The sequence below is a fragment of the Mobilicoccus caccae genome, assembly GCF_030161635.1.
Taxonomy (GTDB): Bacteria; Actinomycetota; Actinomycetes; order Actinomycetales; family Dermatophilaceae; genus Mobilicoccus; species Mobilicoccus caccae.
In genome coordinates, this window is the sequence record NZ_BSUO01000001.1 from 2,578,016 (window position 1) to 2,604,993 (window position 26,978).

Below are 26,978 nucleotides of genomic sequence, written 5' to 3' on the forward strand. Positions count from 1 at the left end.
GTCACGCTCCCTTCACAGCGGTGCGGACGAGCACGACGGCGCCACGGGGGCCGGGAACGGCACCCTTGACCAGCAGGAGACCCTGCTCGGCGTCGACCGCGTGGATCAACAGGTTCTGCGTCGTCTGACGGACGCCACCCATACGACCGGCCATGCGGTGGCCCTTGAAGACGCGGGCCGGAGTGGCGCAGGCGCCGATGGAACCCGGCTTGCGGTGGTTACGGTGCGCACCGTGGGAGGCGCCCACACCCGAGAAGCCGTGACGCTTCATGACACCGGCGAACCCCTTGCCCTTGGTGCGGCCGACGACGTCCACGCGCGCACCGGCCTCGAAGGCCTCGGCAGTGATCTCCTGGCCGGCCGTGAACGACCCCGCCTCGGAGTTACGGAGTTCGACGAGGTGACGACGGGGCGTGACCCCGGCCTTCTCGAAGTGGCCGCTCATCGGCTGGTTCACCTTGCGAGGATCGATCGACCCGAAAGCGATCTGGACGGCGTTGTACCCGTCCACCTCGTCGGTGCGGACCTGCGTCACGACGCACGGACCCGCCTTGATGACGGTCACCGGCACGAGGCGGTTGTCGGCATCCCAGACCTGGGTCATGCCGAGCTTCTCGCCCAGGACGCCGGTGACGGCGCGCTCGGTCTTGGAAGAAATGCTCATGTCTGCCCTGCCCTCAGAGCTTGATCTCGATGTTGACGTCCGCCGGCAGGTCGAGACGCATCAGCGAGTCGACGGCCTTCGGCGTCGGGTCCACGATGTCGATGAGGCGCTTGTGCGTGCGCATCTCGAAGTGCTCGCGGCTGTCCTTGTACTTGTGGGGCGACCGGATGACGACGAAGACGTTCTTCTCCGTCGGCAGCGGCACCGGACCCACCACCGTCGCGCCCGCACGGGTCACGGTGTCGACGATCTTGCGCGCCGAAGAGTCGATGACCTCGTGGTCATACGACTTCAACCGGATGCGGATCTTCTGTCCCGCCATCGCTTACGTCTCTCTTCCTGGTCGTTCCAAACGGATCCGGCTCCTCCGAGCTCCGACCCCCGCAGTCGGGCGTGTCGCGCCCTACCCAGGAGAACGAGGGCATGCAGAACCGCATGACCCTCGCTGCCGATCGTCACCCGGTCGTGAACCGGAGGTCTCTGATACGCGACGAGGCCCAGTTCACGGACGGATCCGTGTGCTAGTCACCTCTCGCGAGGGACGGCCACACCCCCAGGAGCGCCACCGAAAGCCGGTGCGCACACACGAAGGACGTGCCGTCAAGCAACCCGTCAATACTGACAGACTCACGGCCGATGGCCAAATCGGCCGTGCCTACGCCGCCTTCGGCGGGCGGCCGACACCGCCTGCGGCGGCCAACTACTTGGACGCGGCTTCGCCGCGGCGGTTCTCTGTTCCGCCCGACCAGGCTCGCTTCGCTCGCGGTCGGGCGGCGCAATACCCGATCTGTGACTTCGTCGACAGATCGGCGATTGCGGACGGGTCCTCGCCATCAGGCTCGGCTCGCGTCAGCGAGTGGAGTGCTCACCGGCCAGGCACCGCCTCGTCGGCGTGCACCGGGGGTGCTCCCATCGGATGGTTCCCCCTTAGCGGCCGGGGAAGGTGGGCCTCTCCTTGGCCACGAAGGCGCGGACGCCTTCGACCTTGTCCTCGGTCTCGAAGGCGGTGTGGAAGGCGGAGGCCTCCTTGTCCAGCCCCTCGGCCGTCGAGAGGGAGGCCACCTCGTTCATGAGGCGCTTGCAGGTCGACACGGCCATGGGCGACTTCGTCGCGAGTTCCGCCACCGTCGCCTTGGCGCCCTCCACCACTGCCGCCGCGTCGTCGAACAGGCGGTTGACGAGGCCGATCCGGTGCGCCTCCTCGGCGTCGATGGCGCGCCCGGTGTAGATGATCTCGCGGGCCATGCCGATACCGACGCGATCCGCTAGGCGCACGCTGCCCCCGAATCCCGGCACCAGGCCCAGGTTGACCTCCGGCTGGCCGAACTTGGCGTTGCGGGAGGCGTAGATGAAGTCGCACGCCATCGCCAACTCGCACCCGCCACCCAACGCGAATCCGTTGACGGCGGCGATCACCGGCACCGGCAGCGCCTCTAGCCGCAGCGTCACGTCCTGCATCCGGCGGCTGTACGTCTCGCCCTGCTCCGCGGTCATCTGCTGCATCTCGACGATGTCGGCACCCGCCACGAACGCCTTCTCCCCCGCGCCCGTGATGACCACACCGTGCACCGGCCACTCACCGTCACGCCCGACGCCCAGGAGCACCTCGGTGAGCGCCCACAGGTCCTCGACGACCTGCCCCGCCAGCGCGTTCATCGCCTTGGGCCGGCTCACGGTCACGACGAGCGCCTTCCCCTGCTGCTCGACGATCAGGGTCTCGTAGGTGCCGAAGTCCATGGGTACTCCCTCGGGGCGGACGCGCGCGGCGTCGAGATGGCAGGATCACCGCCCACCGTAGTCGCCCCGCCCCTGCTCCGGGCGGCGCCGAGTCGGTCCGTGTTCCACCCCGGCGATCACCCCACGTCGACGACGTTCCCCGGATTGCAGCCGGCCGCCACGGTCTCCCACCACCCGACCTCGGGGCGCGCCGGCTCGAGATACCAGGCCGCCTTGTCCGACGCGAACACCGCGTGACACCGGAACTGGTCGCGCATCCCCTCACCCTCCGCATCGGGCACGGCACGGACGACGCGTCGCCACGCCTCCTTGACGACGTCCTGGTCCGCCTCCCCCGCAGCCGCTCGTCGGGGGTCACCTTGAGCGCCCGGGTGCCGTCGCGGTCCACCCACTCCGCGTCGTCGACGAGACGCTCCGGAATCGACGGAGTCGCGCTCGCGCCCTCCTCCTCGGGCTCCGCGGAGCCCGACCGCTGCGCAGAACCCTCCGCGGACTCCGACGAGGACGAGGACGAGGACGAGGACGCGGAGGACGCCGGCGACGCCGCGTCGGAGGCGCCGGGCGGCGACCCGCATCCGGCCGTCGTCACCACTGCGACCGACACTCCGGCGAGCAGGACTCTCGAACGATGAAGCTGAAGCACCCCTCCAGGGTGGCTCACCCACCTGAGATCCCGGTGAAGGTCGCCGATGTCCGCCCCACCACTTCGCCCGGCTGCAATTCCCCTGAACGACAGACGTATTCCTCTAGTGTGAAGCACCTCACACGGCTACCGACCCCGACGGCAGCCTTCGAGCACCAGGAGAGAGTTGTCCATGAGACGTCTGAGCACCACCGTGGCCATGGTCGCCACCCTCGGCCTCGCCCTCACGCCCGCGACCGCGCTCGCTGCCACCTCCGACGAACAGACCCCCGCCGACCGCGCCGCCGCCTACGGTTCGCCGCGCTGGCAGACCCAGTACGAGCAGAACCTGCGTGCCGAGATCGACCCGGCTCACCCCGTGCAGTGGATGCGCGACTTCGGACGCACCCCCTCCCACGTGGGCACCCCCGGCAACGCCCGTTCCCTCGAGGCCGAGGTCGCCGCCCTGAAGAAGGCCGGCCTCGAGGTGGAGGTCGACACCTACCAGGTGCTCGCCACCAAGCCCAAGAGCATCTCGGTGCGTCAGACCGCGCCGGTCGAGCGCGACCTGGCCGTGGTCGAGGACGACGTCGACATGGCTCCCGAGGACCTGCCGATCGCCTACAACGCCTACTCCCCCGCCGGGTCGGTCTCCGGTGAGATCGTCTACGTCAACTACGGCCGCCCGCAGGACTTCGCCGAACTCGAGCGTCGTGGAGTCAGCGTCGAGGGCAAGATCGCGCTCGCCCGCTACGGCCAGAACTTCCGCGGCGTCAAGCCCGACCAGGCGGCCAAGGCCGGCGCCATCGGCATGATCATGTTCAGCGACCCCTCCGACGACGGATTCGTCCGTGGCGACACGTTCCCCGACGGCCCGTGGCGGCCCGACGACGGCATCCAGCGTGGCTCCGTCCTGCGCCTCTGGGACCGCCCCGGAGACCCGCTCACGCCCGGGACACCGTCCAAGCCCGGCGTCCCCCGCATCGACGAGAGCGAGGCGACGACCTTCGCGAAGATCCCCGTCACCCCGATCTCCTCGCGCGAGGCGCGCAAGCTCCTGTCGACCCTCACCGGACCGGCGGTGCCGGAGGAGTGGCAGGGCGGGCACGATTTCCGCTACCGTTTCGGCGGCGGCGAGACATCGGTCAAGCTGGACCTCGACATCGACCGCACCCAGATCGACGTGAACAACGTCATCGCGACGATCCCCGGCACCGACCCCGACGCGGGCTACGTGCTCGTCGGCGGTCACCGCGACACGTGGAGCGCCGGCGCCGTGGACAACAAGTCGGGCTGGATCTCCACCATGGAACTCGCCCGCGCCCTCGGGGGACTGTACCGCGACGGCTGGCAGCCGCGCCGCACGATCGTGCTGGCCGGCTGGGACGGTGAGGAGTACGGCCTGCTCGGTGCCACCGAGTACGCCGAGAACCACGCCCAGAAGCTCAAGGACGGCGCGCTCGCCTACCTCAACATGGACGGCACGGCGGGCACCCGCTTCGGCGCCTCGAGCGTTCCCTCCCTCGACGACGAGATCCGCTCGGTGGCCGACGAGGTCGACTCCCCCACGGGCAAGGGCTCGGTCGGCAGCGCCTGGCGCGCGGCCGCCGAGGGCACGCCCACGATCGGCCGCCTGGGCTCGGGGTCGGACTACACGGCCTTCCTGCAGCACGTCGGCGTGCCGGCCGCGGGAATCGGCTTCTCCTCGACAGGCACGGTCTACCACTCGCTGTACGACACCGTCGAGTACCTGGAGAAGTTCTCCGACCCGGGCCTCAAGGGTGTCGCGGCTGCGGCCGAGGTGTCGGGCTCACTCGCTCTGCGCCTGGCCAACGCCGACATCCTCCCGATGAAGTACAGCGCCTACGCCTCCGACGTCCGGACCAGGCTCGAGGCCATGAAGAAGGACGCTCCGGCAGGAGCCTCGCTGCAGACGACGCTGGACGCCGCCGCGGCATGGGGCTCGGCCACGCGCCGGCTCGAGGCGCGCGGTGCCCGGCTGGCCGCCGGCGGACTCACCTCGGGTGAACGCCCGGAGGCCGCGAAGATCAACGAGGCGATCCTCGCGCAGGAACGCGCCCTGCTGACGCCCGACGGCCTCCCCGGCCGGCCCTGGTTCAAGCACCAGGTCTGGGCACCCGGCCAGACGACCGGCTATGCGGTCCTTCCGCTCCCGGCCCTGGCCGAGGCGACCGAGGCCGGCGACCGCGCCGCGTTCGACAAGGCCGCGGCCGACCTGACGCGATCGCTGAAGAACGCGACCGCTCTGGCCGAGGACGTGCTCGACGACTGACCCACCGGCACCACGTGCCGGTACGCCGAAGGGCGGGATACCCGACAGATGTCGGATATCCCGCCCTTCGAAAACGCCTGGGCGTCAGATCACTTGAGGATCTTGGTGACGCGGCCGGCGCCGACCGTACGACCACCCTCACGGATGGCGAACTTGAGGCCCTCTTCCATCGCGATCGGCTGGATGAGGTCGACCTTCATGTCGGTGTTGTCACCGGGCATGACCATCTCGGTGCCCTCGGGCAGGTGCACGACACCGGTGACGTCCGTCGTCCGGAAGTAGAACTGCGGACGGTAGTTGTCGTAGAACGGCGTGTGACGGCCACCCTCGTCCTTGGACAGGATGTAGACCTGACCCTCGAACTCGGTGTGCGGGGTGATCGAGCCCGGCTTGCAGATGACCTGCCCGCGCTCGACGTCCTCGCGCTTGGTGCCACGAAGGAGCAGACCGACATTCTCGCCCGCACGACCCTCGTCGAGGAGCTTGCGGAACATCTCGATGCCCGTGACGGTCGTCTTGGTCGAACCCTCGCGGATACCGACGATCTCGATCTCCTCGTTGACCGTGAGGACACCGCGCTCGATACGCCCGGTGACCACGGTGCCACGACCGGTGATCGTGAAGACGTCCTCGACCGGCATGAGGAACGGCTTGTCGATGTCGCGCTCCGGCTGCGGGATGGACTCGTCCACCGCGTTCATGAGCTCGAGCACCGAGTTGCCCCACTCCGCGTCGCCCTCGAGCGCCTTGAGCGCCGAGACCTTGACCACGGGGAGGTCGTCACCGGGGAACTCGTAGGAGGACAGCAGCTCGCGGACCTCCATCTCGACGAGCTCCATGATCTCCTCGTCGTCGACCATGTCGGCCTTGTTGAGCGCCACGACGATGTAGGGGACGCCGACCTGGCGGGCCAGGAGGACGTGCTCCTTCGTCTGCGGCATCGGGCCGTCGGTCGCCGCGACCACGAGGATCGCACCGTCCATCTGCGCCGCACCCGTGATCATGTTCTTCACGTAGTCGGCGTGACCGGGGCAGTCGACGTGCGCGTAGTGGCGCTCCTCGGTCTGGTACTCGATGTGCGCGATCGAGATCGTGATACCGCGCTGCTTCTCCTCGGGTGCCTTGTCGATCGAGTCGAACGGCGAGGCCTCGTTGAGGTCCGGGTACTTGTCGTGCAGAACCTTCGAGATCGCAGCCGTCAGCGTCGTCTTGCCGTGGTCGATGTGACCGATGGTGCCGATGTTGACGTGCGGCTTGGTCCGCTCGAACTTCGCCTTCGCCACTGTTGTCCTCCTGGTGGACTTGGTGTGGAACGCCACCGGCTTCAGGCCAGGTGTGGCGCGTTTATGGATGGATTACTGCGTTGTGATCACGAAGAGGCGCAAGGGGGTGAGTGTACCCGCCTCACTCACCTCGCATCTTCTTGACGATCTCGTCCGCAACGGCCCTGGGGACCTCTGCGTACGAGTCGAACTGCATCGTGTAGTTGGCACGACCCTGGGTCTTGGACCGAAGGTCACCAACGTACCCGAACATCTCGGACAGCGGGACGAGGGCCTTGATGACCTTGGCACCGCTGATGTCGTCCATGGCCTGCATCTGACCACGGCGGGAGTTGATGTCGCCGATGACGTCGCCCATGTACTCCTCGGGCGTACGCACCTCGACGGCCATCATCGGCTCGAGCAGGACCGGGTCGGCCTTGCGCAGAGCTTCCTTGGACGCCATGGAGCCGGCGATCTTGAACGCCATCTCCGAGGAGTCGACGTCGTGGTAGGCACCATCGAGCAGGGTCGCCTTCACACCCACGAGCGGGTAGCCGGCGAGAATACCGACCTGCATGGCGTCCTGGATACCGGCGTCCACGCTGGGGATGTATTCGCGCGGGATGCGACCACCGGTCACCTTGTTCTCGAACTCGTACATCTCGCCTTCGGAGGTGTCGAGCGGGGCGAAGGTGATCTGGACCTTGGCGTACTGGCCCGATCCACCCGTCTGCTTCTTGTGGGTGTAGTCGTACTTCTCCACGGCGCGACGGATGGTCTCACGGTAGGCGACCTGCGGCTTACCGACGTTGGCCTCGACCTTGAACTCGCGCTTCATGCGGTCCACGAGGATGTCGAGGTGGAGCTCGCCCATACCGCCGATGACGGTCTGGCCGGTCTCCTCGTCGAGGCGGACCGTGAAGGTCGGGTCCTCCTGCGCGAGACGCTGGATCGCGGTGCCGAGCTTCTCCTGGTCACCCTTGGTCTTGGGCTCGATGGCCACGTGGATGACCGGCTCCGGGAACGTCATCGACTCCAGGACGATCTGCTGGCCCATGTCGGACAGCGTGTCGCCGGTGGTCGTGTCCTTGAGGCCGATGACCGCGTAGATGTGCCCGGCGGACGCCTTCTCGACCGGGTTCTCCTTGTTGGCGTGCATCTGGAACAGCTTGCCCAGACGCTCCTTCTTGCCCTTGGTCGCGTTCATGACCGGCTGGCCCGCGGTGATCTCACCGGAGTACACGCGGATGTAGGTCAGCGTGCCGAAGAAGGGGTGCGCAGCGATCTTGAACGCCAGCGCCGCGAACGGCTCCGTGGAGTCGGCCTTGCGGTGCAGCAGCGCCTCCTCGTCACCCGGCTTGTGACCCTCCGTGGGCGGAAGGTCGAGCGGGCTCGGCAGGAAGTCGATGACACCGTCGAGCAGGGGCTGGACGCCCTTGTTCTTGAAGGCGGTACCGCAGAAGACGGGGTTGAACTCGCCACCGAGGGTGAGCGCGCGCACGCCGGCCTTGATCTCGTCCTCGGTGAGCTCTTCGCCCTCGAGGTACTTCTCCATGAGCGTCTCGTCGGACTCCGCGACGGCCTCGATGAGGGTAGTGCGGTACTCCTCCGCCTTGTCCTGCAGGTCGGCGGGGATGTCCTCGACGGCGTAGTCCTCACCGAGCTTGGTCTCACCGCGCCAGACGAGGGCCTTCATGCGGACCAGGTCGACGACGCCGATGAAGTCGGACTCGGCGCCGATGGGCAGCTGCATGACGAGCGGCTTGGCGGCGAGACGGTCGATCATCGTCTGCACGGAGAAGTAGAAGTCCGCGCCCATCTTGTCCATCTTGTTGATGAAGCACATGCGCGGGACGCCGTAGTGGTCGGCCTGGCGCCACACCGTCTCGGACTGCGGCTCGACACCTTCTTTGGCGTCGAACACGGCGACGGCACCGTCGAGGACGCGCAGGTTGCGCTCGACCTCGACCGTGAAGTCCACGTGTCCGGGGGTGTCGATCAGGTTGATCTGGATGCCCTTCCAGAAGGAGGTGACAGCCGCGGAGGTGATGGTGATCCCCCGCTCCTTCTCCTGCTCCATCCAGTCGGTCGTCGAGGCGCCGTCGTGCGTCTCACCCATCTTGTAGTTGACGCCCGTGTAGAACAGGATCCGCTCGGTCGTCGTGGTCTTGCCGGCGTCGATGTGCGCCATGATCCCGATGTTGCGGACCTTGCGCAGGTCGGTCAGGACATCCTGTGCCACTAGCTCTCAGCTCTCTCGTCGTGGGGATTGTCGGGTCTGAAGCGCGGGTCGCGCCCTCATCGGGCCCCGTCCCGGCCGGGATCACCGGCCGGAACGGAGGAGATGGAGTGATTACCAGCGGTAGTGCGCGAACGCACGGTTGGACTCGGCCATCTTGTGCGTGTCCTCGCGGCGCTTGACTGCGGCGCCCAGACCGTTGCTGGCGTCGAGGATCTCGTTCATGAGGCGCTCGGTCATCGTCTTCTCGCGACGCTGACGGGAGTAGCCGACGAGCCAGCGCAGCGCCAGCGTCGTCGAGCGGCCCGCGCGGACCTCGACCGGGACCTGGTAGGTCGCGCCACCGACACGGCGGCTACGGACCTCGAGGGCTGGCTTGACGTTGTCGAGCGCACGCTTGAGCGTGACGACCGGGTCGGTACCGGTCTTCGCACGGCAGCCTTCGAGGGCGCCGTAGACGATGCGCTCGGCGGTCGTCTTCTTGCCGTCGAGGAGGATCTTGTTGACGAGCTGCGTCACCAGCGGCGACCCGTAGACCGGGTCGACGACGAGCGGGCGCTTCGGAGCGGGGCCCTTACGAGGCATTACTTCTTCTCCTTCTTCGCGCCGTAACGGGACCGCGCCTGCTGGCGGTTCTTCACGCCCTGCGTGTCGAGCGAACCGCGGATGATCTTGTAGCGGACGCCGGGGAGGTCCTTCACACGGCCACCCCGCACGAGCACGATCGAGTGCTCCTGCAGGTTGTGTCCCACACCGGGGATGTAGGCGGTGACCTCGACCTGGCTGGTCAGCTTGACGCGCGCGACCTTGCGCAGCGCGGAGTTCGGCTTCTTGGGCGTCGTCGTGTAGACGCGGGTGCACACGCCGCGGCGCTGAGGGCTGCCCTTCAGCGCGGGCGTCTTGGCCTTGGTGGCCTTGTCGCTGCGTCCCTTACGGACCAGCTGGTTGATCGTGGGCACGTAATCTCCGTACGTCGTCGATGTGATCAGGCCGTGCCGACGAACGACACAGGCCTCCTTGGTGTGGCACGGACCGTCAGGCCCGCGGCTCTCTCCCTGCACTTTCCGTCGAACCCCGGAGGGGGACCGACGGACTGCCCGGCGAGAGGACATCCCTGGATGTAGGACCGGTCGAGGCGGCCGACCACGGGAAACCCGGTGAGAACTCACGATCTCCGAGCTGCGGCCGATGAGTACCGCGCGGGCACTGCAACCGTCGACTGGGCACAACAATCCCCAGGACATGCCCGTCCAGCGTACCGGTCAGCGACAACGCGACCAAATCACGGCTTGTCGGGCGCCTCGCGCAGTCGCGTGTCGAACCACCTGGGATCCATGCCGATCCGCCCCCGGCGAGCCGTGCATCCCCTGCACCACGCGCACGACGACGGTCGTTCACCTCCGCGTGGACCGCGGTCTACGCTACGGCCACCCGCTCGCTGCCCCGACGGCGTTGACCCACAGGAGGATTCGTGCGCGTGCCCCGCCGACCTCGATCACGGCCAGGAATCCTCGCACTCACACTGATGCTCCCCGGCGCCGCCCTCCTCGGCGTCGCCGTCGGCAAGGCGCGGTTCGACGTCGAGGTCGCCACCATGACGACCGAGGCCACGACCCATCTCGGTGTCGGCCCACACGTCGGATTCGCCTCGGCCCTGGGGCTGTTCGCCTGGGCCGCGGCCTCCGGAGCCGCGCTGCTCGGCGCTTCGCTGCTGACCCGCTCGGGACGACCCCGTGAGGTCGGACTCCTCCGCGCCGTCGCCGCCCTGACGCTGTTCCTGCTGCTCGACGACGCCTTCACCGTGCACGAGGCCGTTCTCCCGGCGATCGGGATCCCCGAGATCCTCACCTACACCGTGCTCGTCGGCGTCACCGCGGCCATCCTCCTTCGCCACGTCCGCGAGATCCTCGCCGGCCCGTGGACGCTGCTGCTCGCTGCGCTGATCCTCCTCGGCGGCTCGGTCGTCTGGGACGTCGTCACCCAGCACCTCGACGGGGTCGGGTTGGGCTACAACATCGAGGTGTTCGTCGAGGACGGCCTCAAGCTGTTCGGCATCGCGTTCTGGACCGCGTGGGTCGGGGCTCAGGCCCATGACGCGGTCCGCGCCCGGTTCGACGCCGCCGGAGCCACACCCGGTTCCCCGCATCTCCCCAGTTCGGCCCCAGGAAACTGACGACACTGGAGTCCATGCGAGCCACCACGCCCATCACCGCGACGCTCGCCGCCGCGACCCTGTGCTTCGTGACCGCCTGTGCGGGGGCTCCGCCCTCCGGGTCGAGCACGGCCGCCGCCCCGGTCTCACCCTCCGCTGCCGCGGAGGACGAGCCGGGCACACCGGGTCCGGCGCCCTCCGCTTCCAGCACCCCGGCAACCAGCCCGGGCACCCCCGACCCGACGACCACCGCCCCCACCCGCGAGATGCCCCCGCTGACCGCCACGGCCTACGGCGGCTACACGGAGTACACGGTCCACGGCCCGGTGAGCGGACACACCGGCAAGGTGATCGTGTGGTTCCCGCCGACGTATGAGACGGACACGACCCCGACGCCGGTCCTGACGGCCTTCCACGGCTTCCGCCCCTCCCCCTCGGGTACTTCTCGGTCTACGAGCTCGACTCCCTGATCGAGAAGCAGGTCGACGCCGGCGCCATGCGCGCTCCCGTGGTCGTGCTGCCCGACTGGGGCACGGACAAGAAGATCGACACCGAGTGCGTCGACGGGCCGAACCTGAAGATGGAGCAGTGGCTCACGGTCGACGTCCCCGCCTGGGTGCGCGCGAACCTGCACGTGTCACAGGATCGAAAGTCGTGGGCGACCATCGGAGCCAGCGCCGGCGGCTGGTGCGCCCTCATGGCCACGATGATGCACTCCGACACCTACTCGGCCGCGATCTCCCTGGGCGGCTACGCCCGGCCGGTGCTCGACCCGCCCTACATCCCCTTCACGCCCGACTCCCCCGAGGGACGCCGGTACGACCTGGTCGCGCTGGCGAAGAAGACGCCGCCCCCGGTGTCGGTCTGGACGCTGACGTCGCGTCCCGACGCCATGTCGTTCCAGAGCACTTCGGCTCTGACGGCCGCCGCCCGCAAGCCCTTCTCGGTGACCCCGACCGTGCTCGAGTCGGGCCGGCACGCACCGTCGGTCTGGGCGCCCTACTTCGTCGACGCGCTCGAATGGCTGCCGAAACACGCGAACGGATTCGCCGCGACACCACGCTGATGTCGTCGCGTCATCGCGTCATCGCGACGCTGGACCACCCCGATCACGGAACGAGGCCGGGCCGGTCACGCGCGATGCGTGACCGGCCCGGCCTCGTGGTGAGCCCTGTGCGGGATCAGTCCCGGTCCAGCCCCAGGCTGACGTCGTCGAGACGAACAGCCTCGCCCGAGCCCGGCCCGAAGGTCGGGTAGTCGAACTGCTGGTAGTCCGGCATCGAGTACATCGCGACCTTGGCCTCTTCGGTCGGCTCGACCCGCACGTTGCGGTAGCGGGGCAGACCCGTACCGGCGGGGATGAGCTTTCCGAGGATGACGTTCTCCTTGAGGCCCAGCAGCGGGTCGGACTTGGCGTGGATCGCCGCGTCGGTGAGGACGCGGGTCGTCTCCTGGAACGACGCCGCCGACAGCCACGAGTCCGTAGCCAGCGAGGCCTTGGTGATCCCCATGAGCTCCGGACGACCCGAGGCCGGCTTGCCGCCCTCGGACACGACGCGACGGTTCTCGGTCTCGAAACGGCCGCGCTCGGCCATCGAACCCGGGAGCAGGTCGGCGTCGCCCGCCTCGATGATCGTCACGCGGCGCAGCATCTGCCGCACGATGACCTCGATGTGCTTGTCGTGGATCGACACACCCTGCTGGCGGTACACGTTCTGCACCTCGTCCACCAGGTGCATCTGCACCGCACGCGGGCCGAGGATGCGCAGCACTTGTTTGGGGTCGATCGCACCCTGCACGAGCTTGGTGCCGACCTCGATGTGCTGGCCGTCCGAGACGAGCAGGCGCGCACGCTTGCTGACCGGGTAGGCGTGCTCCTCGCCACCGTCGTCCGGCGTGAGCAGGACGCGACGCGCCTTGTCGGTCTCCTCGATCTGCACGCGGCCACTGGCCTCGGCGATCGGGGCGACACCCTTGGGTGTGCGGGCCTCGAAGAGCTCGACGACACGGGGCAGACCCTGGGTGATGTCGTCGGCCGAGGCCGCACCACCGGTGTGGAAGGTACGCATCGTCAGCTGGGTACCGGGCTCACCGATCGACTGGGCGGCGATGATGCCGACCGCCTCACCGATGTCGACGAGCTTGCCGGTGGCCAGGCTGCGGCCGTAGCACTTCGCGCAGGTGCCCACGTGGCTGTCGCAGGTGAGGACCGAGCGGACCCGGACCTCCTCCACGCCGGCCTCGACCAGGGCGCCGATGACGACGTCACCGAGGTCGACACCCGCCTCGGCGAGCACGGTGCCGTCCTCACCCGTGACGTCCTCGGCGAGGGTACGGGCGTACACCGCGCTCTCGACGTCGTCGTGCGGGGCGAGCGTTCCGTCGGTGCGACGCATGGCGATCGGCAGGGCCAGACCACGCTCGGTACCGCAGTCGTCCTCGCGGATGATGACGTCCTGGCTGACGTCCACCAGACGACGGGTGAGGTACCCCGAGTCGGCGGTCCGCAGAGCGGTGTCGGCCAGACCCTTACGGGCACCGTGGGTCGAGATGAAGAACTCGAGCACCGACAGGCCCTCGCGGAAGTTCGCCTTGATCGGACGCGGGATGATCTCACCACGCGGGTTGGCCATGAGACCACGCATACCGGCGATCTGACGCAGCTGGAACCAGTTACCACGCGCACCCGAGGACACCATCCGGTAGATGGGGTTGAGGCGCGGGAAGTTGGCCTCCATCTCCTTGGCGACCTCGTTGCTGCCCTGGGTCCAGATCTCGATGAGCTCCTGACGACGCTCGTCGTCGGTGATCAGACCGCGCTCGTACTGGACCTGCACCTTCTCGGCCTTGGCCTCGTAGCTCTCGAGGATCTCCTGCTTCCTCGGGGGCGTGACGACGTCGGAGATGGCGACGGTGGTGCCCGAACGGGAGGCCCAGTAGTAGCCGGTCTCCTTGAGGGCGTCCAGGCTGGCCGCGACGGCCACCTTGGTGTACCGCTCCGCGAGGTCGTTGACGATGGCCGACAGACGCTTCTTGTCCACCGGGGCGTCCACGAACGGGTAGTCCAGCGGAAGCGTCTGGTTGAAGATCGCGCGGCCGAGCGAGGTCTCGATCATGAGCTCGTCGACGGCGCCGTCCTCACGCAGCTCCACACCCTCGGGCAGGGCGAACCCGGCCGGCGGGGCGACGTCGTGCAGACGCAGCTTGACGACCGAACCGAGGTCGATCTCGCCGGCGTCGAACGCCATCCGCGCCTCCGCGATCGAGCGGAACGCGCGCCCTCGCCCTTGCCGTCCTCGCGGACGGAGGTGAGGTGGAACAGGCCGATGACCATGTCCTGCGTCGGCATCGTCACCGGACGACCGTCGGCCGGCTTGAGGATGTTGTTGCTCGACAGCATGAGGATGCGTGCCTCGGCCTGCGCCTCCGCGGACAGCGGCACGTGGACGGCCATCTGGTCACCGTCGAAGTCGGCGTTGAAGGCCGAGCAGACGAGCGGGTGGATCTGGATGGCCTTGCCCTCGACCAGCTGCGGCTCGAAGGCCTGGATGCCGAGGCGGTGCAGGGTGGGCGCACGGTTGAGCAGCACGGGGTGCTCGGTGATGACCTCTTCGAGGACGTCCCACACGACCGGGCGGGCGCGCTCGACCATGCGCTTGGCCGACTTGATGTTCTGCGCGTGGTCGAGGTCGACCAGGCGCTTCATCACGAACGGCTTGAACAGCTCGAGCGCCATCTGCTTGGGCAGACCGCACTGGTGCAGCTTGAGCGTCGGGCCGACGACGATGACCGAACGGCCCGAGTAGTCGACGCGCTTGCCGAGCAGGTTCTGACGGAAACGACCCTGCTTGCCCTTGAGCATGTCCGAGATCGACTTGAGCGGCCGGTTGCCGGGGCCGGTGACCGGACGTCCACGACGACCGTTGTCGAAGAGGGCGTCGACCGCCTCCTGCAGCATCCGCTTCTCGTTGTTGACGATGATCTCGGGCGCACCGAGGTCGAGCAGTCGCTTGAGGCGGTTGTTGCGGTTGATGACCCGGCGGTACAGGTCGTTGAGGTCGGAGGTCGCGAAGCGGCCGCCGTCGAGCTGCACCATCGGGCGCAGGTCCGGCGGGATGACCGGCACGCAGTCCAGCACCATGCCGTTGGGGTTGTTCGTCGTCGTCTGGAAGGCCGTGACGACGCGGAGACGCTTGAGCGCGCGGGTCTTCTTCTGGCCCTTGCCCGTCGCGATGATCTCGCGCAGCAGCTCGGACTCGGCGTCGAGGTCGAAGTCGACGAGCCGACGCTGCAACGCAGCCGCACCCATGCCGCCCTCGAAGTACATGCCGTAGCGGTCACGCATCTCGCGGTAGAGCAGCTCGTCGCCCTCGAGGTCCTGGACCTTGAGGTTCTTGAACCGGTCCCAGACCTGCTGCAGACGCTCGATCTGCTGGTCCGCCTTCTTGCGGATGCCGTTCATCTCGCGCTCGGCGCTCTCGCGCACCTTGCGGCGCACGTCGCCCTTGGCACCCTCGGCCTCCAGCTCGGCCAGGTCGGCCTCCAGCTTCTTGGCTCGGGTGTCGACGGCGGCGTCGCGGTCGTTCTCGATGCCCTTCTTCTCGACCTCGAACTGCGCCTCGAGAGAAGGCATGTCGCGGTGACGGCCCTCCTCGTCGACCGAGGTGATCATGTACGCCGCGAAGTAGATGACCTTCTCCAGGTCCTTCGGGGCGAGGTCGAGCAGGTAACCGAGCCGGCTGGGCACACCCTTGAAGTACCAGATGTGCGTGACAGGCGCGGCCAGCTCGATGTGGCCCATGCGCTCGCGGCGGACACCGGAACGGGTCACCTCGACGCCGCAGCGCTCACAGATGATGCCCTTGAAGCGGACTCGCTTGTACTTGCCGCAGTAGCACTCCCAGTCCCGGGTCGGGCCGAAGATCTTCTCGCAGAAGAGTCCGTCCTTCTCGGGCTTGAGCGTGCGGTAGTTGATCGTCTCCGGCTTCTTCACCTCGCCGTGGCTCCACGTGCGGATGTCGTCCGCAGTGGCAAGCCCGATGCGCAGTTCGTCGAAGAAGTTCACGTCCAGCACGTGTGTCTCTCTCTCACTTCACAAATCAGTCAGCACGTTCGGTGGTGTCGGCGGGTCGCCCGCGGCGCCGCAGCGCGGCGGACGACCTGACGCACTCAGACTTCTTCGACGCTGCTCGGCTCGCGACGGCTCAGGTCGATACCCAGCTCCTCGGCGGCCCGGAAGACCTCCTGGTCGGGCTCGCGGAGGTCGATCGCGCCACCGTCGGTCGAGAGGACCTCGACGTTCAGGCAGAGCGACTGCATCTCCTTGATGAGCACCTTGAAGGACTCGGGGATACCGGGCTCGGGGATGTTCTCGCCCTTGACGATGGCCTCGTACACCTTGACGCGGCCGGTGACGTCGTCCGACTTGATCGTCAGCAACTCCTGCAGGGCGTACGCGGCGCCGTAGGCCTCGAGGGCCCACACCTCCATCTCGCCGAAACGCTGTCCACCGAACTGCGCCTTACCACCGAGCGGCTGCTGGGTGATCATCGAGTACGGGCCGGTGCTGCGCGCGTGGATCTTGTCGTCGACCAGGTGGTGCAGCTTGAGCATGTACATGTAGCCGACCGAGATCGGCTCCGGGTACGGCTCACCGGAACGACCGTCGAACAGACGGGTCTTGCCGGAGGCACCGATGAGGCGCTGACCGTCGCGCGTGGGCGTCGTCGAGTCGAGCAGACCCGTGATCTCACCCTCGTGGGCACCGTCGAACACCGGCGAGGCCACACGGGTGCCGGCCGGTGCGCTGCGCGCGTCGTCCGGGATCATCTGAGCCCACTCGGGGTCGCCCTCGATCTGCCAGCCGCGGCTGGCGACCCAGCCGAGGTGCAGCTCGAGGACCTGACCGATGTTCATACGGCCGGGGACACCGAGCGGGTTGAGCACGAGGTCGACGGGGGTGCCGTCCTCGAGGAAGGGCATGTCCTCGATCGGGAGGATCTTGGAGATGACGCCCTTGTTGCCGTGACGACCGGCGAGCTTGTCGCCGTCGGTGATCTTGCGGCGGTTGGCGACGTAGACCCGCACGAGCTGGTTGACGCCCGGAGGCAGCTCGTCGCCCTCCTCGCGGTCGAACACCTTGACGCCGATGATCGTGCCGGTCTCGCCGTGAGGCACCTTGAGGGAGGTGTCGCGCACCTCGCGCGCCTTCTCGCCGAAGATCGCGCGGAGCAGACGCTCCTCGGGGGTCAGCTCGGTCTCACCCTTGGGCGTGACCTTGCCGACGAGCAGGTCGCCGTCGCGGACCTCGGCGCCGATGCGGATGATGCCGCGCTCGTCGAGGTCGGCGAGGACCTCCTCGGACACGTTGGGGATGTCGCGGGTGATCTCCTCCGGGCCCAGCTTGGTGTCGCGGGCGTCGACCTCGTGCTCCTCGATGTGGATCGAGGAGAGGACGTCGTCCTGCACGATGCGCTGGGAGAGGATGATCGCGTCCTCGTAGTTGTAGCCCTCCCACGGCATGAACGCGACGAGGAGGTTACGACCGAGGCTCATCTCGCCGTTCTCGGTGGCGGGGCCGTCGGCGATGACGCCACCGACCTCAAGGCGGTCACCCTCGCCGACCAGGACGGTCTGGTTGTAGCAGGTGCCCTGGTTGGACCGCATGAACTTGGCGATGCGGTAGGAGGAGTGCGTGCCGTCGTCGTTGGCCACGGTGACGACGTCGGCCGAGACGGCCTCGACGACACCCGCCTTGGTGGCGCGCACGACGTCACCGGAGTCCAGCGCCGCACGGAACTCCATGCCGGTGCCGACGAACGGCGCCTCGGAGCGCACCAGCGGCACGGCCTGACGCTGCATGTTGGCGCCCATGAGCGCACGGTTGGCGTCGTCGTGCTCGAGGAACGGGATGAGCGCGGTGGCCGCCGAGACCATCTGACGTGCGGAGACGTCCATGTAGTCGACGTCCTCGCCGGGGATGAACTCGACCTCGCCGCCCTTGGAGCGCACGAGCACGCGCTCCTCGACGAACGTGCCGTCCTCACCGACGGGCGCGTTGGCCTGCGCGATGACGAAGTCGTCTTCCTCGTCGGCCGAGAGGTAGTGCACCTCGTCGGTGACCTTGCCGAACTCGACCTTGCGGTAGGGGGTCTCGACGAAGCCGAACGGGTTGATGCGACCGAAGCTGGCGAGCGAACCGATCAGACCGATGTTCGGGCCTTCCGGCGTCTCGATCGGGCACATGCGGCCGTAGTGGCTCGGGTGGACGTCACGGACCTCCATGCCGGCGCGGTCACGGGACAGACCACCCGGGCCGAGGGCCGACAAACGCCGCTTGTGCGTCAGGCCCGCGAGCGGGTTGTTCTGGTCCATGAACTGGCTCAACTGGCTGGTGCCGAAGAACTCCTTGATGGAGGCGACGACGGGCCGGATGTTGATCAGGGTCTGCGGCGTGATGGCCTCGACGTCCTGGGTGGTCATCCGCTCGCGGACGACGCGCTCCATGCGGGACAGGCCGGTGCGCACCTGGTTCTGGATGAGCTCGCCGACGTTGCGCAGACGGCGGTTGCCGAAGTGGTCGATGTCGTCGGTCTCGACGCGGATGTCGACCTGCTCGCCACCGCGGACACCGGGCATCGTGGTCTCGCCGGCGTGCAGCGCGACGATGTACTTGATCGCGGCGACGATGTCCTCGACCGTGAGGGTCGAAGCGTTCAGGTCGGTCTCGATGCCGAGCTTCTTGCCGATCTTGTAGCGCCCCACCTTGGCGAGGTCGTACCGCTTCGGGTTGAAGTACAGGTTGTCGAGCAGCGCCTGCGCGGCCTCCTTGGTGGGGGGCTCACCCGGACGCAGCTTGCGGTAGATGTCGAGCAGCGCGTCGTCGGTGCCGGTCGTGCTGTCCTTCTCGAGGGTGGCCCGGATCGAGTCGTACTCGCCGAACTCCTCGAGGATCTGCGCGTCGGTCCACCCGAGGGCCTTGAGCAGCACGGTGACCGACTGCTTGCGCTTGCGGTCGACGCGCACGCCCACCATGTCGCGCTTGTCGACCTCGAACTCCAGCCAGGCCCCACGGCTCGGGATGACCTTGGCGGAGTAGATGTCCTTGTCGCTCGTCTTGTCCGGGGTGCGCTCGAAGTACACACCCGGGGAGCGGACGAGCTGGGAGACGACGACACGCTCGGTGCCGTTGATGATGAACGTGCCCCGCGCGGTCATGAGGGGGAAGTCGCCCATGAACACCGTCTGGCTCTTGATCTCGCCGGTGTTGTTGTTCATGAACTCGGCGGTGACGAACAGCGGAGCGCTGTACGTCATGTCGCGCTCCTTGCACTCCTCGATGGAGTACTTCTGCTCCTCGAACCGGTGATCGCGGAAGCTCAACGACATCGAGCCGGAGAAGTCCTCGATCGGAGAGATCTCCTCGAAGATCTCCTCGAGCCCGGAGCGGGTGGGGACGTCGTTGCGGCCGGCCTCGAGGGCCTCCGCGACGCGGTCCTGCCACCGCTCGTTGCCGAGGAGCCAGTCGAAGCTCTCCGTCTGGAGTGCCAGGAGGTCCGGCACTTCGAGGGGTTCGCGAATCTTGGCGAATGAGACACGGCCGGAAGCCGTGATAGCGCTGGACATCTTCTGGGTCGCGGTACGCGAGGCAGCCAAGGAGGGTCCTTCCTTAAGGCCTTGTGAGCGGCAAGTCGTCACTGCCTGCACCGACCCGGGGCCGAGGACACGGATCCTCCCTGGTCAGGAGGGGTGTCGTTCGACTGTTGCCGTCGTCGCTGACTCGGACTCGGCATGCGGGTTGGGAACATGGGCAGCGCAAAGGCATAGCCTACCTGCCCGCGCCAAGCCTGTCCAACCGGGCGGCACGACTCGCCTGCCGGGTCGACCGGCATCCCGTGACGACGTCACGAGGCGGGACCTCGGGTGGGCGGTCGGACGTACCGGCCGTGGAACTCGTGGACCTGCGGGAGGTACCCCGCCGATCCGACGCTCCTGCAAGCATGACCCGCGGGCGCAGGCGGGTCAAGCAACAGGCATGGATCGAGCACGTGACCCGGGCGCGTCCCGCGCGTGACGCCTCAGCGACTGAAGGCGAGCTCGCCGCGCAGGTACGTGCGCATCACCCGGGTCTGATCGATCGTCGACTCCTCGATCGTGAACACGTCGCGGTCGAGGACGACGAAGTTGCCCTCGTACCCCGGCGCCACGAGACCGACGCCGCGGTTGCCGGTGATGCGCGCGGCGCGTCCGGTGTAGAGCTCGAGCGCCTGACCGACGGAGATCGCCTCGGCCTGGTTGATGTCGGCACCGTTGTAGGCGCGCCTGCACACCGCCGCCATCACGGAGATGAACGGGTTGTCGCAGTCGGCCCACGCCGTCGCCGGGGAGTCCGACGCGATCGCCACGTCGGGCAGGTTCTCGTACATCGTCCGCAGCGGGTAGGCGATCGCGAACTGCTCCTCGCCCAGGCTCGTCTCGTAGGAGTCGTACTCGGCGTAGAAGAACACCGAGTGGCTGATGACGCCGAAGCGCATCCGGGCCTCGATGACGCGCGCATCATGTCGCGGGTGAACAGGGTCGAGGGGTCGAACCGGATCGAGGGGCGGTCCTCGAGCCACGGCTCCTCGTCGGCGAAGAGGTCGATCAGGTGGTTGATCCCGCGGTCGCCCATGACGTGCACGGCCATCTGCACGCCGTTCTCCCGCGCCCAGTCCGCGGCGCTGCGCAACTCCCCGTCGGTGATCGTGATGATCCCGTGGTCCTCGGAGCCGGGGTAGGCGCATTCGACCCAGGCGGTGCGGTTGCTGAAGGCCCCGTCCAGGAACACCTTGACTCCCCCCCACGCGGGCCTGGCCGGTGCGGTCGGCGTCGGTGAGGGCGGGCAGCGCGTCGTGGCCCCAGACGAGGAAGACCGAGGACTGCGGCCGGTATCCCTGGTCGACGGCCGCGCGGGTCACGGCCAACGGCTCGTCCACGAAGTTGCCGTAGAGGTCGTCGACGGCCACCAGACCGAACTCGAGGAAGTGCTCGCTCAGGCCTGCCAGGCGGCGGGCGATCTCGGCGGAGTCGGGTGCCGGCTTGACGCGGTAGACGAGGTCGACCGCGGAGGTCTCCTCGAGGACCCCGGTGGGTTCACCGCTCGCGTCACGGACGATGCGTCCTCCGGCGGGGTCCGGGGTGTCCCTGGTGATCCCCGCCAGGTCGAGCGCGAACGTGTTGCACACGGCCGTGTGACCGTCGGCGCGTCGGGCGAAGACGGGTTGCTCGGTGGACACGCGGTCCAGCGCATGGCGGTCGGGGGCACCGTCGGGGTACTTCGCCTCGTTGTAGCCGAAGCCCATCACCCACGCCTGCGGGCCGGCTCCCAGATCCGGATGGCGCCGCAGCGCGTCGAGCATGGACTCCAGCGAGGTCACCTCGGGCTGCAGCAGGGTCATCGAGTCGGCGAGCGTCGCCATGAAGATGGGGTGGGTGTGCACGTCGAGCAGACCGGGCAGCACGGTCGCCCCGCCCAGATCGACCGCGTCGGTCGCCGTGACGTCCTCGGACTCCCCCGTCCAGGTGAACACGCCGTCCTCGATGGTGAAGGCGGAGACGAAGTCCTCCGGCCCGCTACCGGTGAAGACCTTCGCATTCGTGTAGGTGATCGCGTTCGCCGAACTGGTCACGACAGTGCTCCCCTCGATCGGTGTTCATCATGCCGGGCGAGCGTGCTCCCCGGGCCGATTCGCCGAGGTCGGTTCGCGGAGCGGCCTCACCCCGAGGAGGACTGCGACCCCTCGCCGGTCTCACCCGTGGCACTGGGGCGCGTGAACGCGTTGAGGAAGGCCTGTTGGGTGGCGGTCATCGGTGCGAACCAGTCCCGCATCAGCGACGCCGGGGAGAACTGGTCCATCGCCCCCACCAGCTGTCGCTCCATCTCGGACATGACGGCCTGCTGCATCGGCTCGACGTCGGGCAGGCCGAAGAACGCCCGCATCTCCGCCGGTGTGCAGTCGATCTCCACGCTGATCTTCATGCCCCGCCCCTTCGTCGTCGGCTCTGCTCACCCCACACTACGGCCACGGCGGGCCGTGCGCGGGGAGGTCGAGCCGATGTCGACCGACCACGCACACCTCCGGCGTCCGACGACACGACCGCGCCCGGCCGACGACCGAAGTCGTCGACCGGGCGCGGTCGGAGTGCGGGCCGGCACGTCAGGGACGTGCCGGGTGCGTCACTTGAGGGTGACGGTGGCGCCGGCGCCCTCCAGGGCAGCCTTGGCCTTCTCCGCGTCTTCCTTCTTCGCAGCCTCGAGGACGGGCTTGGGGGCGCCGTCGACGAGGTCCTTGGCCTCCTTGAGGCCCAGGCTCGTGAGCGCGCGGACCTCCTTGATGACCTGGATCTTCTTGTCGCCCGCGGCCTCGAGGATGACGTCGAACTCGTCCTTCTCCTCCTCGGCGGCAGCCTCGCCGCCGCCGGCAGCAGCGCCGCCCGCAGCCGCGACCGCGACCGGAGCAGCAGCAGTGACCTCGAACTTGTCCTCGAACGCCTTGACGAACTCGGAGAGCTCGATCAGGGTCATCTCCTCGAAAACGCCGAGAAGCTCGTCGGTGCTCATCTTCGCCATGATGGCTTCCTTCCTGATGGTGCCGTGAGTGGCAGAGTCGTAATCCCGTCGCGGCAGTCGCCACGACCGGAGCGGCCGATCAGGCCTCGTCGCCACCCTCGGCGACGTCTTGCGTGGCCTCGGCGGGAGCCGCAGCGGCACCCCCGGTCTCCTCGACCTTCGCCCGGAGGGCGTCGATCACGCGCGCCGTCTGCGACAACGGAGCGGCGAACAGCGACACGGCCTGGTTGAGCTTGCCCTTCATGGCGCCGGCAGCCTTGGCCAGCAGGACCTCGCGGGATTCGAGGTCGGCAAGCTTGGTGATCTCCTCCGCCGTCAGGGGCTTTCCGTCGAGGACGCCGCCCTTGATGACGAGGAGGGGGTTGGCCTTGGCGAAGTCACGCAGGACCTTGGCAGCCTCGACCGGGTCACCGGTGATGAAGGCGATCGCCGAGGGACCGACGAGCTGGCCGTCGAAAGCCGTGACTCCGGCGTCCTTGGCAGCGAGCTCGGTCAGCGTGTTCTTCGCGACGGCGTAGCTGCCGTTCGGGCGCAGCTGCGAGCGGAGCTCGGACAACTGGGCCACGGACAGGCCGCGGTACTCCGTCAGCACGGCCGCACCGGACCCACGGAACTTCTCCGAGAGTTCGGCGATGGCTGCCTGCTTCGCGGGCGTTGCCATGGGGCCTCCTTAAAGTGGTGCCGGCACCCGTGGCCCCCGAAACGACGAAAGCTCCCGCGCACAGGGCAACGGGAGCGGATGGCCGAACACGTGAGCGCTCGGTGATCGTTCTCGGTGGCCTGCGCGGGTCGCCCCATCGTGTGGGAACCTTCGGTCGAATCCACGAGGAACTCGACAACCGGCGGTCATGGGTCGTCGAGCAGTCTACGGGCCTCGGAACGCACAGACCAAATCCGCGCGTTGACTCACGCTAGATGCCCGCGTAGGTCGAGTCGTTGACGGTGGTGTGCGAGCAAGGCGGTCTGCACCCTGGCGGCGGCGTTCGCGCTCGTGGCGCTCCCCGCCGGCGTCGTGCTCGGCTCCTCCGTGCTGGGGGCGCCTGCGGCGTCGGCGATGCGGGCGATCCTCGCCCTCCTCGCCGTGTCCCTCTACTGGCTGTTGCTCGGGGCCGCCGCGGGCGCCCTGGGACGCCGCACGATGCCGGTGCTCGCGGCGGTGATCGCCTACATGTTCGTCGAGCAGCCCCTGGGTCTGGCTCTGGGCCTGTCCCCCGCGACCCTCTCCGTCCTGCCCTTCGGCGCCGGAACCGGCCTCCTGCACGGGCGGACCTACTCCGGTGCCACGACGCCATGCGACCGGCCTGCCTCGCCTACCTCATCCCCACGATCTCGGCCCCGGCCGCCGTGGCCCACCTCGTCCTGGCCACCGTCGTGCTCTGGTCGATCCGCCCTCAGCGACGAAGCGGAGGCTGACACGGGCCGCACGAATCCTCCTGCGGCCGCGGTCGCGGGACCACCTGGAGTTCCTGCGCCTGGAGGAGATCTCGGGGTCGGACGTCACCTGAGCGTCCTGTGCAGACACGCCGACGGCGCCGTTCCTCTTCGGAAGCGGCGCCGTCGGCGTCTGGTGTGCGGGCTCGGGGCCCGCGTGCAGGCTCAGGCCTCGTCGGAGTCGGCCATGAGGTTGCGGGTGCGGTTCTGGTCGAGCGGGATGCCGGGGCCCATCGTGGTGGCCATGGTGGCCTTGCTGATGTAGCGGCCCTTGCTCGCCGACGGCTTGAGACGCAGGATCTCCTCCAGCGCGGCGCCGTAGTTCTCGACGAGCTGCTGCTCGGTGAACGAGGCCTTGCCGATGATGAAGTGCAGGTTGGAGTGCTTGTCGACGCGGAACTCGATCTTTCCGCCCTTGATGTCGCTGACGGCCTTGGCGACGTCCATCGTGACGGTGCCGGTCTTCGGGTTCGGCATGAGACCGCGGGGGCCGAGGACCTTACCGAGGCGACCGACCTTGCCCATGAGGTCGGGGGTGGCGACGACGGCGTCGAAGTCGAGCCACCCGCCCTGGACCTTCTCGAGCATGTCGTCGGAACCGACGTAGTCGGCGCCCGCGGCGGTGGCGGCCTCGGCGTTGGCGCCGGTGGCGAACACGAGGACGCGGGCGGTCTTGCCCGTGCCGTTGGGGAGGTTGACCGTGCCACGGACCATCTGGTCGGCCTTACGGGGGTCGACACCGAGACGGAACGCGACCTCGACGGTCGAGTCGTACTTGGTGGTGGCGGTCTCCTTGGCGAGACGCACGGCCTCCAGCGGCGAGTAGAGACGATCGCGGTCGATCTTCTCGGCGGAGGCGCGGTAAGACTTGCTGCGCATGAGGTGCTCCTGACGTGGTGCGGGTGAAGGGCGTCCGCCACGGACCTCGTCGAGGAGACGAAGGGGCGGAGCCGTCGGAGTCGTGGTGTATGACGGACCGCGCAGGGCCCTACCACAAGGATCCATTCTGCCACACCCGCGACCGGCGCCCCAAAGCACTGCCGGGGACGCCGAAGCGCCCGCCACCGGTGGGGTGCGGGCGCTTGCGGAGTGTCAGGGACGGGACCTCACTTGACGGTGATGCCCATCGATCGCGCGGTGCCGGCGATGATCTTCTTCGCCTGCTCGATGTCGTGCGCGTTGAGGTCCTGCATCTTCTGCTCGGCGATCTCGCGCACCTGGTCGTCGGTGAGGCTGGCGACCTTGGTCTTGTGCGGCTCGCCCGACCCCTTGGCGACGCCGGCGGCCTTCTTGATGAGCTCGGCGGCGGGCGGGGTCTTGGTGATGAAGGTGAACGAGCGGTCTTCGTAGACGGTGATCTCGACGGGGATCACGTTGCCGCGCTGGGATTCGGTCGCGGCGTTGTAGGCCTTGACGAACTCCATGATGTTGACGCCGTGCTGACCGAGCGCGGGACCCACCGGCGGTGCCGGCGTGGCCGCACCCGCCTGGATCTGGAGCTTGATGTAGCCGGAGACCTTCTTCTTGGGAGGCATACGCCCCTCACTTTCCGTTTGTGGGCCGACGCCATGGGCGATGACCCGGTTGCAGTGAGCATGGGTGGCGCCTCACGAGCAGGCACCGAGGGTCAACGTTACGCGCCAGGCCCGCCAGGGGCGAATCGCTCCCGAGGTGAGCGGCAACGCACACGCGCCGTGCCGTCGGCGCGCCGACGGCAACGGCAACAACTGCACCAGACAACAGCAACCCAGCACAAACTGTCGAAACCCCGGACCACCGCCCACGGCGAGTCCAGGGTTTCGAGAGTTTGTCGCCCATTCGCCGAGCGAAGCGAGGCCTGAATGGGCGAAACAAGAACGCCGCGGCGAAGCCGCGACCGAGCAGTCCGGGGGCACACGGGGGCGGAGCCCCCGTGCGAGGGCGGAGCCCCCGTGCGGTCAGAGCTTGGCCACCTGGTTGAACGCGAGCTCGACGGGCGTCTCGCGGCCGAAGATGGAGACGAGGACCTTGAGCTTCTGCTGTTCGGGGAGGATTTCGGAGATGGTGGCGGGCATCGTCTCGAAGGGGCCCTCCATGACGGTGACGGATTCGCCGATCTCGAAGTCGATGAGGGTGGTGGGCGCCGAGGAGGCTGCGGCGGGGCGGCTCGCTGCGGGGGCTGCGGCGGCGGCTTCCTGCTCGACCTGCGGGGCGAGCATGGAGAGGACTTCCTCCAGGCTGAGCGGCACCGGCTGGTGGGCGTTGCCGACGAAGCCGGTCACTCCGGGGTGTGGCGGACGGCGCCCCAGCTCTCGTCGGTGAGGTCGAGGCGGACGAGCACGTATCCGGGCATGCGGACGCGGCGGACGACCTTCTTCTGGCCGTTCTTGATCTCGGTGACCTGCTCCATGGGCACCTCGGCCTGGAAGATGTACTCCTCCATGTTGAGCGAGGTGACGCGCTGCTCGAGGTTCTGCTTCACGCGGTTCTCGTACCCGGCGTAGGAGTGGATGACGTACCAGTCACCGGGGAGGAAGCGCAGCTCCTTGCGGAGGGCTTCGACGGGGTCCTCGACCTCGGCTTCCTCGGCTTCCTCGGCCTCGGCGTCGTCGCCGGTCTCGGAGTCGGCGGTGGTCGCGTCCTCGGCCGGTGCTGCGTCGTCGGCGTCGACCGGCTCGTCGGCCTGGGTGACCGGGTCGGCCTCGACCGGCTCATCGGCGAGGGCGTCGGCGTTCTCGACCTCGACGTCTGCGTCTGCCTCCGTCTGCTCGGCGAGTTCTTCGGTCGAGCCGTCCGTGTCTGCCTGCGAGGAGGCGTCCACCTGCGAGGAGGCGTCGACGGAGGTCTGGTGTCCCGGCGAGACCTCCTCGGCCGGCACGGGGGTCTCCTCGGTGGCCTCGGGCTGGTACTCCGACTCGGTCACGGGTGAACTCACTTCCTTGCCTGACGCGCGGCGCCCCGGATACCTCGATCCGGGGCTGAGCGTGC

The 26,978-nt window shown here is 68.2% G+C and carries 21 protein-coding genes and 4 pseudogenes; 6 read left to right on the plus strand and 19 right to left on the minus strand.

The annotated features are described in order from the left end of the window. Nucleotide 1: 1 nt before the first annotated feature. The 4 genes from rplC to QQK49_RS12715 all read right to left on the minus strand — a co-directional run bounded on the left by rplC (nt 2) and on the right by QQK49_RS12715 (nt 2,793). The gene (gene rplC / locus QQK49_RS12700) at nt 2-664 is read right to left on the minus strand and encodes a 50S ribosomal protein L3 (protein ID WP_284304238.1); all 663 of its coding nucleotides are present in this window, start codon (nt 662-664) and stop codon (nt 2-4) included. A gap of 13 nt (nt 665-677) precedes the next feature. After that, on the minus strand, nt 678-986 hold the full coding sequence (rpsJ, locus tag QQK49_RS12705; protein ID WP_006502853.1) for a 30S ribosomal protein S10: 309 nt from the start codon (nt 984-986) through the stop codon (nt 678-680). Nucleotides 987-1,591: 605 nt separating this feature from the next. Then, complete coding sequence (locus QQK49_RS12710; RefSeq protein ID WP_284304239.1) at nt 1,592-2,401, minus strand: enoyl-CoA hydratase/isomerase family protein; 810 nt, start codon at nt 2,399-2,401, stop codon at nt 1,592-1,594. 116 nt (nt 2,402-2,517) lie between these two features. Beyond that, nucleotides 2,518-2,793, minus strand: a complete 276-nt coding sequence (locus QQK49_RS12715; RefSeq protein WP_284305900.1) for a DUF2599 domain-containing protein — start codon at nt 2,791-2,793, stop codon at nt 2,518-2,520. Here QQK49_RS12715 and QQK49_RS12720 point away from each other — a divergent pair. Then, entirely contained in the window at nt 2,773-3,033 is a 261-nt protein-coding gene (locus QQK49_RS12720) for a hypothetical protein (RefSeq protein ID WP_284305984.1), read from the plus strand. The genes QQK49_RS12715 and QQK49_RS12720 overlap by 21 nt on opposite strands. A gap of 183 nt (nt 3,034-3,216) precedes the next feature. Then, nucleotides 3,217-5,316 carry a M28 family peptidase gene (locus tag QQK49_RS12725; protein WP_284304240.1) on the plus strand — a complete coding sequence of 700 codons (2,100 nt, stop codon included), beginning with the start codon at nt 3,217-3,219 and terminating at the stop codon, nt 5,314-5,316. An 89-nt stretch (nt 5,317-5,405) separates the two neighbouring features. Here QQK49_RS12725 and tuf read toward each other — a convergent pair whose 3' ends face one another. The 4 genes from tuf to rpsL form a co-directional block, all read right to left on the minus strand. Then, nucleotides 5,406-6,599, minus strand: a complete 1,194-nt coding sequence (gene tuf / locus QQK49_RS12730) for an elongation factor Tu (RefSeq protein ID WP_284304241.1) — start codon at nt 6,597-6,599, stop codon at nt 5,406-5,408. A gap of 121 nt (nt 6,600-6,720) precedes the next feature. Further along, nucleotides 6,721-8,823 carry an elongation factor G gene (fusA, locus tag QQK49_RS12735; RefSeq protein WP_284304242.1) on the minus strand — a complete coding sequence of 701 codons (2,103 nt, stop codon included), beginning with the start codon at nt 8,821-8,823 and terminating at the stop codon, nt 6,721-6,723. 111 nt (nt 8,824-8,934) lie between these two features. After that, nucleotides 8,935-9,405: a 30S ribosomal protein S7 gene (gene rpsG, locus QQK49_RS12740; protein ID WP_284304243.1), complete on the minus strand. Its 471-nt coding sequence runs from the start codon at nt 9,403-9,405 to the stop codon at nt 8,935-8,937. Then, complete coding sequence (rpsL, locus tag QQK49_RS12745; RefSeq protein ID WP_284304244.1) at nt 9,405-9,779, minus strand: 30S ribosomal protein S12; 375 nt, start codon at nt 9,777-9,779, stop codon at nt 9,405-9,407. Before rpsL ends, rpsG begins: the two co-directional genes overlap by 1 nt. Nucleotides 9,780-10,345: 566 nt before the next feature. On the opposite strand from rpsL, the gene QQK49_RS12750 reads away from it, so the two are divergent. From QQK49_RS12750 to QQK49_RS12760, 3 genes are read left to right on the plus strand one after another with little or no spacing between them, the layout of a single operon-like run. After that, nucleotides 10,346-10,993 carry a DUF8692 domain-containing protein gene (locus QQK49_RS12750; RefSeq protein ID WP_284304245.1) on the plus strand — a complete coding sequence of 216 codons (648 nt, stop codon included), beginning with the start codon at nt 10,346-10,348 and terminating at the stop codon, nt 10,991-10,993. A gap of 14 nt (nt 10,994-11,007) precedes the next feature. Beyond that, complete coding sequence (locus QQK49_RS12755) at nt 11,008-11,442, plus strand: alpha/beta hydrolase (RefSeq protein WP_284304246.1); 435 nt, start codon at nt 11,008-11,010, stop codon at nt 11,440-11,442. Then, a complete protein-coding gene (locus tag QQK49_RS12760; protein WP_431310588.1) occupies nt 11,442-12,038 on the plus strand; it encodes an alpha/beta hydrolase-fold protein in 597 nt (198 codons plus the stop codon). Before QQK49_RS12755 ends, QQK49_RS12760 begins: the two co-directional genes overlap by 1 nt. 115 nt (nt 12,039-12,153) lie before the next feature. On the opposite strand, the pseudogene QQK49_RS12765 reads toward QQK49_RS12760, so the two are convergent. The 8 genes and pseudogenes from QQK49_RS12765 to rplJ all read right to left on the minus strand — a co-directional run bounded on the left by QQK49_RS12765 (nt 12,154) and on the right by rplJ (nt 23,241). Continuing rightward, nucleotides 12,154-16,046 (minus strand): annotated as a pseudogene (locus QQK49_RS12765) (DNA-directed RNA polymerase subunit beta'). Nucleotides 16,047-16,141: 95 nt separating this feature from the next. Then, entirely contained in the window at nt 16,142-19,627 is a 3,486-nt protein-coding gene (rpoB, locus tag QQK49_RS12770; RefSeq protein WP_284304248.1) for a DNA-directed RNA polymerase subunit beta, read from the minus strand. Nucleotides 19,628-20,049: 422 nt separating this feature from the next. After that, complete coding sequence (locus QQK49_RS23310; protein ID WP_431310589.1) at nt 20,050-20,505, minus strand: amidohydrolase family protein; 456 nt, start codon at nt 20,503-20,505, stop codon at nt 20,050-20,052. Nucleotides 20,506-20,624: 119 nt separating this feature from the next. Further along, a pseudogene (locus QQK49_RS23315) lies at nt 20,625-20,798 on the minus strand (amidohydrolase family protein); the annotation flags it as partial. 106 nt (nt 20,799-20,904) lie between these two features. Next, nucleotides 20,905-21,639 (minus strand): annotated as a pseudogene (locus QQK49_RS23320) (amidohydrolase family protein); the annotation flags it as partial. Nucleotides 21,640-21,725: 86 nt separating this feature from the next. Beyond that, nucleotides 21,726-21,989 carry a DUF6489 family protein gene (locus QQK49_RS12780; RefSeq protein ID WP_284304250.1) on the minus strand — a complete coding sequence of 88 codons (264 nt, stop codon included), beginning with the start codon at nt 21,987-21,989 and terminating at the stop codon, nt 21,726-21,728. 198 nt (nt 21,990-22,187) lie between these two features. Then, nucleotides 22,188-22,580, minus strand: a complete 393-nt coding sequence (gene rplL / locus QQK49_RS12785; protein WP_284304251.1) for a 50S ribosomal protein L7/L12 — start codon at nt 22,578-22,580, stop codon at nt 22,188-22,190. 79 nt (nt 22,581-22,659) lie between these two features. After that, nucleotides 22,660-23,241, minus strand: a complete 582-nt coding sequence (gene rplJ / locus QQK49_RS12790; RefSeq protein ID WP_284304252.1) for a 50S ribosomal protein L10 — start codon at nt 23,239-23,241, stop codon at nt 22,660-22,662. A 629-nt stretch (nt 23,242-23,870) separates the two neighbouring features. On the opposite strand from rplJ, the gene QQK49_RS12795 reads away from it, so the two are divergent. Continuing rightward, a complete protein-coding gene (locus QQK49_RS12795; RefSeq protein ID WP_284304253.1) occupies nt 23,871-23,993 on the plus strand; it encodes a hypothetical protein in 123 nt (40 codons plus the stop codon). 183 nt (nt 23,994-24,176) lie between these two features. Here the strand turns inward: QQK49_RS12795 and rplA are convergent, their stop codons facing one another. The 3 genes and pseudogenes from rplA to nusG all read right to left on the minus strand — a co-directional run bounded on the left by rplA (nt 24,177) and on the right by nusG (nt 26,811). Then, nucleotides 24,177-24,890, minus strand: a complete 714-nt coding sequence (gene rplA / locus QQK49_RS12800) for a 50S ribosomal protein L1 (protein WP_284304254.1) — start codon at nt 24,888-24,890, stop codon at nt 24,177-24,179. A 227-nt stretch (nt 24,891-25,117) separates the two neighbouring features. After that, nucleotides 25,118-25,546, minus strand: coding sequence for a 50S ribosomal protein L11 (rplK, locus tag QQK49_RS12805; RefSeq protein WP_284304255.1), 429 nt, complete (start codon nt 25,544-25,546; stop codon nt 25,118-25,120). A 402-nt stretch (nt 25,547-25,948) separates the two neighbouring features. Continuing rightward, nucleotides 25,949-26,811: pseudogene (nusG, locus tag QQK49_RS12810) on the minus strand (transcription termination/antitermination protein NusG). Between the last annotated feature and the right edge of the window lie 167 nt (nt 26,812-26,978).

What these genes read in the sequence shown, in the direction of transcription:
- rpsJ (WP_006502853.1), bottom strand. Translation starts at nt 986, where the DNA reads ATGGCGGGACAGAAGATCCGCATCCGGTTGAAGTCGTATGACCACGAG.
- rplL (WP_284304251.1), bottom strand. Translation starts at nt 22,580, where the DNA reads ATGGCGAAGATGAGCACCGACGAGCTTCTCGGCGTTTTCGAGGAGATG.
- rplA (WP_284304254.1), bottom strand. Translation starts at nt 24,890, where the DNA reads ATGCGCAGCAAGTCTTACCGCGCCTCCGCCGAGAAGATCGACCGCGAT.
- rpsG (WP_284304243.1), bottom strand. Translation starts at nt 9,405, where the DNA reads ATGCCTCGTAAGGGCCCCGCTCCGAAGCGCCCGCTCGTCGTCGACCCG.
- QQK49_RS12725 (WP_284304240.1), top strand. Translation starts at nt 3,217, where the DNA reads ATGAGACGTCTGAGCACCACCGTGGCCATGGTCGCCACCCTCGGCCTC.
- QQK49_RS12755 (WP_284304246.1), top strand. Translation starts at nt 11,008, where the DNA reads ATGCGAGCCACCACGCCCATCACCGCGACGCTCGCCGCCGCGACCCTG.
- QQK49_RS12795 (WP_284304253.1), top strand. Translation starts at nt 23,871, where the DNA reads ATGCGACCGGCCTGCCTCGCCTACCTCATCCCCACGATCTCGGCCCCG.
- rplC (WP_284304238.1), bottom strand. Translation starts at nt 664, where the DNA reads ATGAGCATTTCTTCCAAGACCGAGCGCGCCGTCACCGGCGTCCTGGGC.
- QQK49_RS12710 (WP_284304239.1), bottom strand. Translation starts at nt 2,401, where the DNA reads ATGGACTTCGGCACCTACGAGACCCTGATCGTCGAGCAGCAGGGGAAG.
- QQK49_RS12750 (WP_284304245.1), top strand. Translation starts at nt 10,346, where the DNA reads ATGCTCCCCGGCGCCGCCCTCCTCGGCGTCGCCGTCGGCAAGGCGCGG.
- rplK (WP_284304255.1), bottom strand. Translation starts at nt 25,546, where the DNA reads ATGCCTCCCAAGAAGAAGGTCTCCGGCTACATCAAGCTCCAGATCCAG.
- QQK49_RS23310 (WP_431310589.1), bottom strand. Translation starts at nt 20,505, where the DNA reads ATGCGCTTCGGCGTCATCAGCCACTCGGTGTTCTTCTACGCCGAGTAC.
- QQK49_RS12780 (WP_284304250.1), bottom strand. Translation starts at nt 21,989, where the DNA reads ATGAAGATCAGCGTGGAGATCGACTGCACACCGGCGGAGATGCGGGCG.
- rplJ (WP_284304252.1), bottom strand. Translation starts at nt 23,241, where the DNA reads ATGGCAACGCCCGCGAAGCAGGCAGCCATCGCCGAACTCTCGGAGAAG.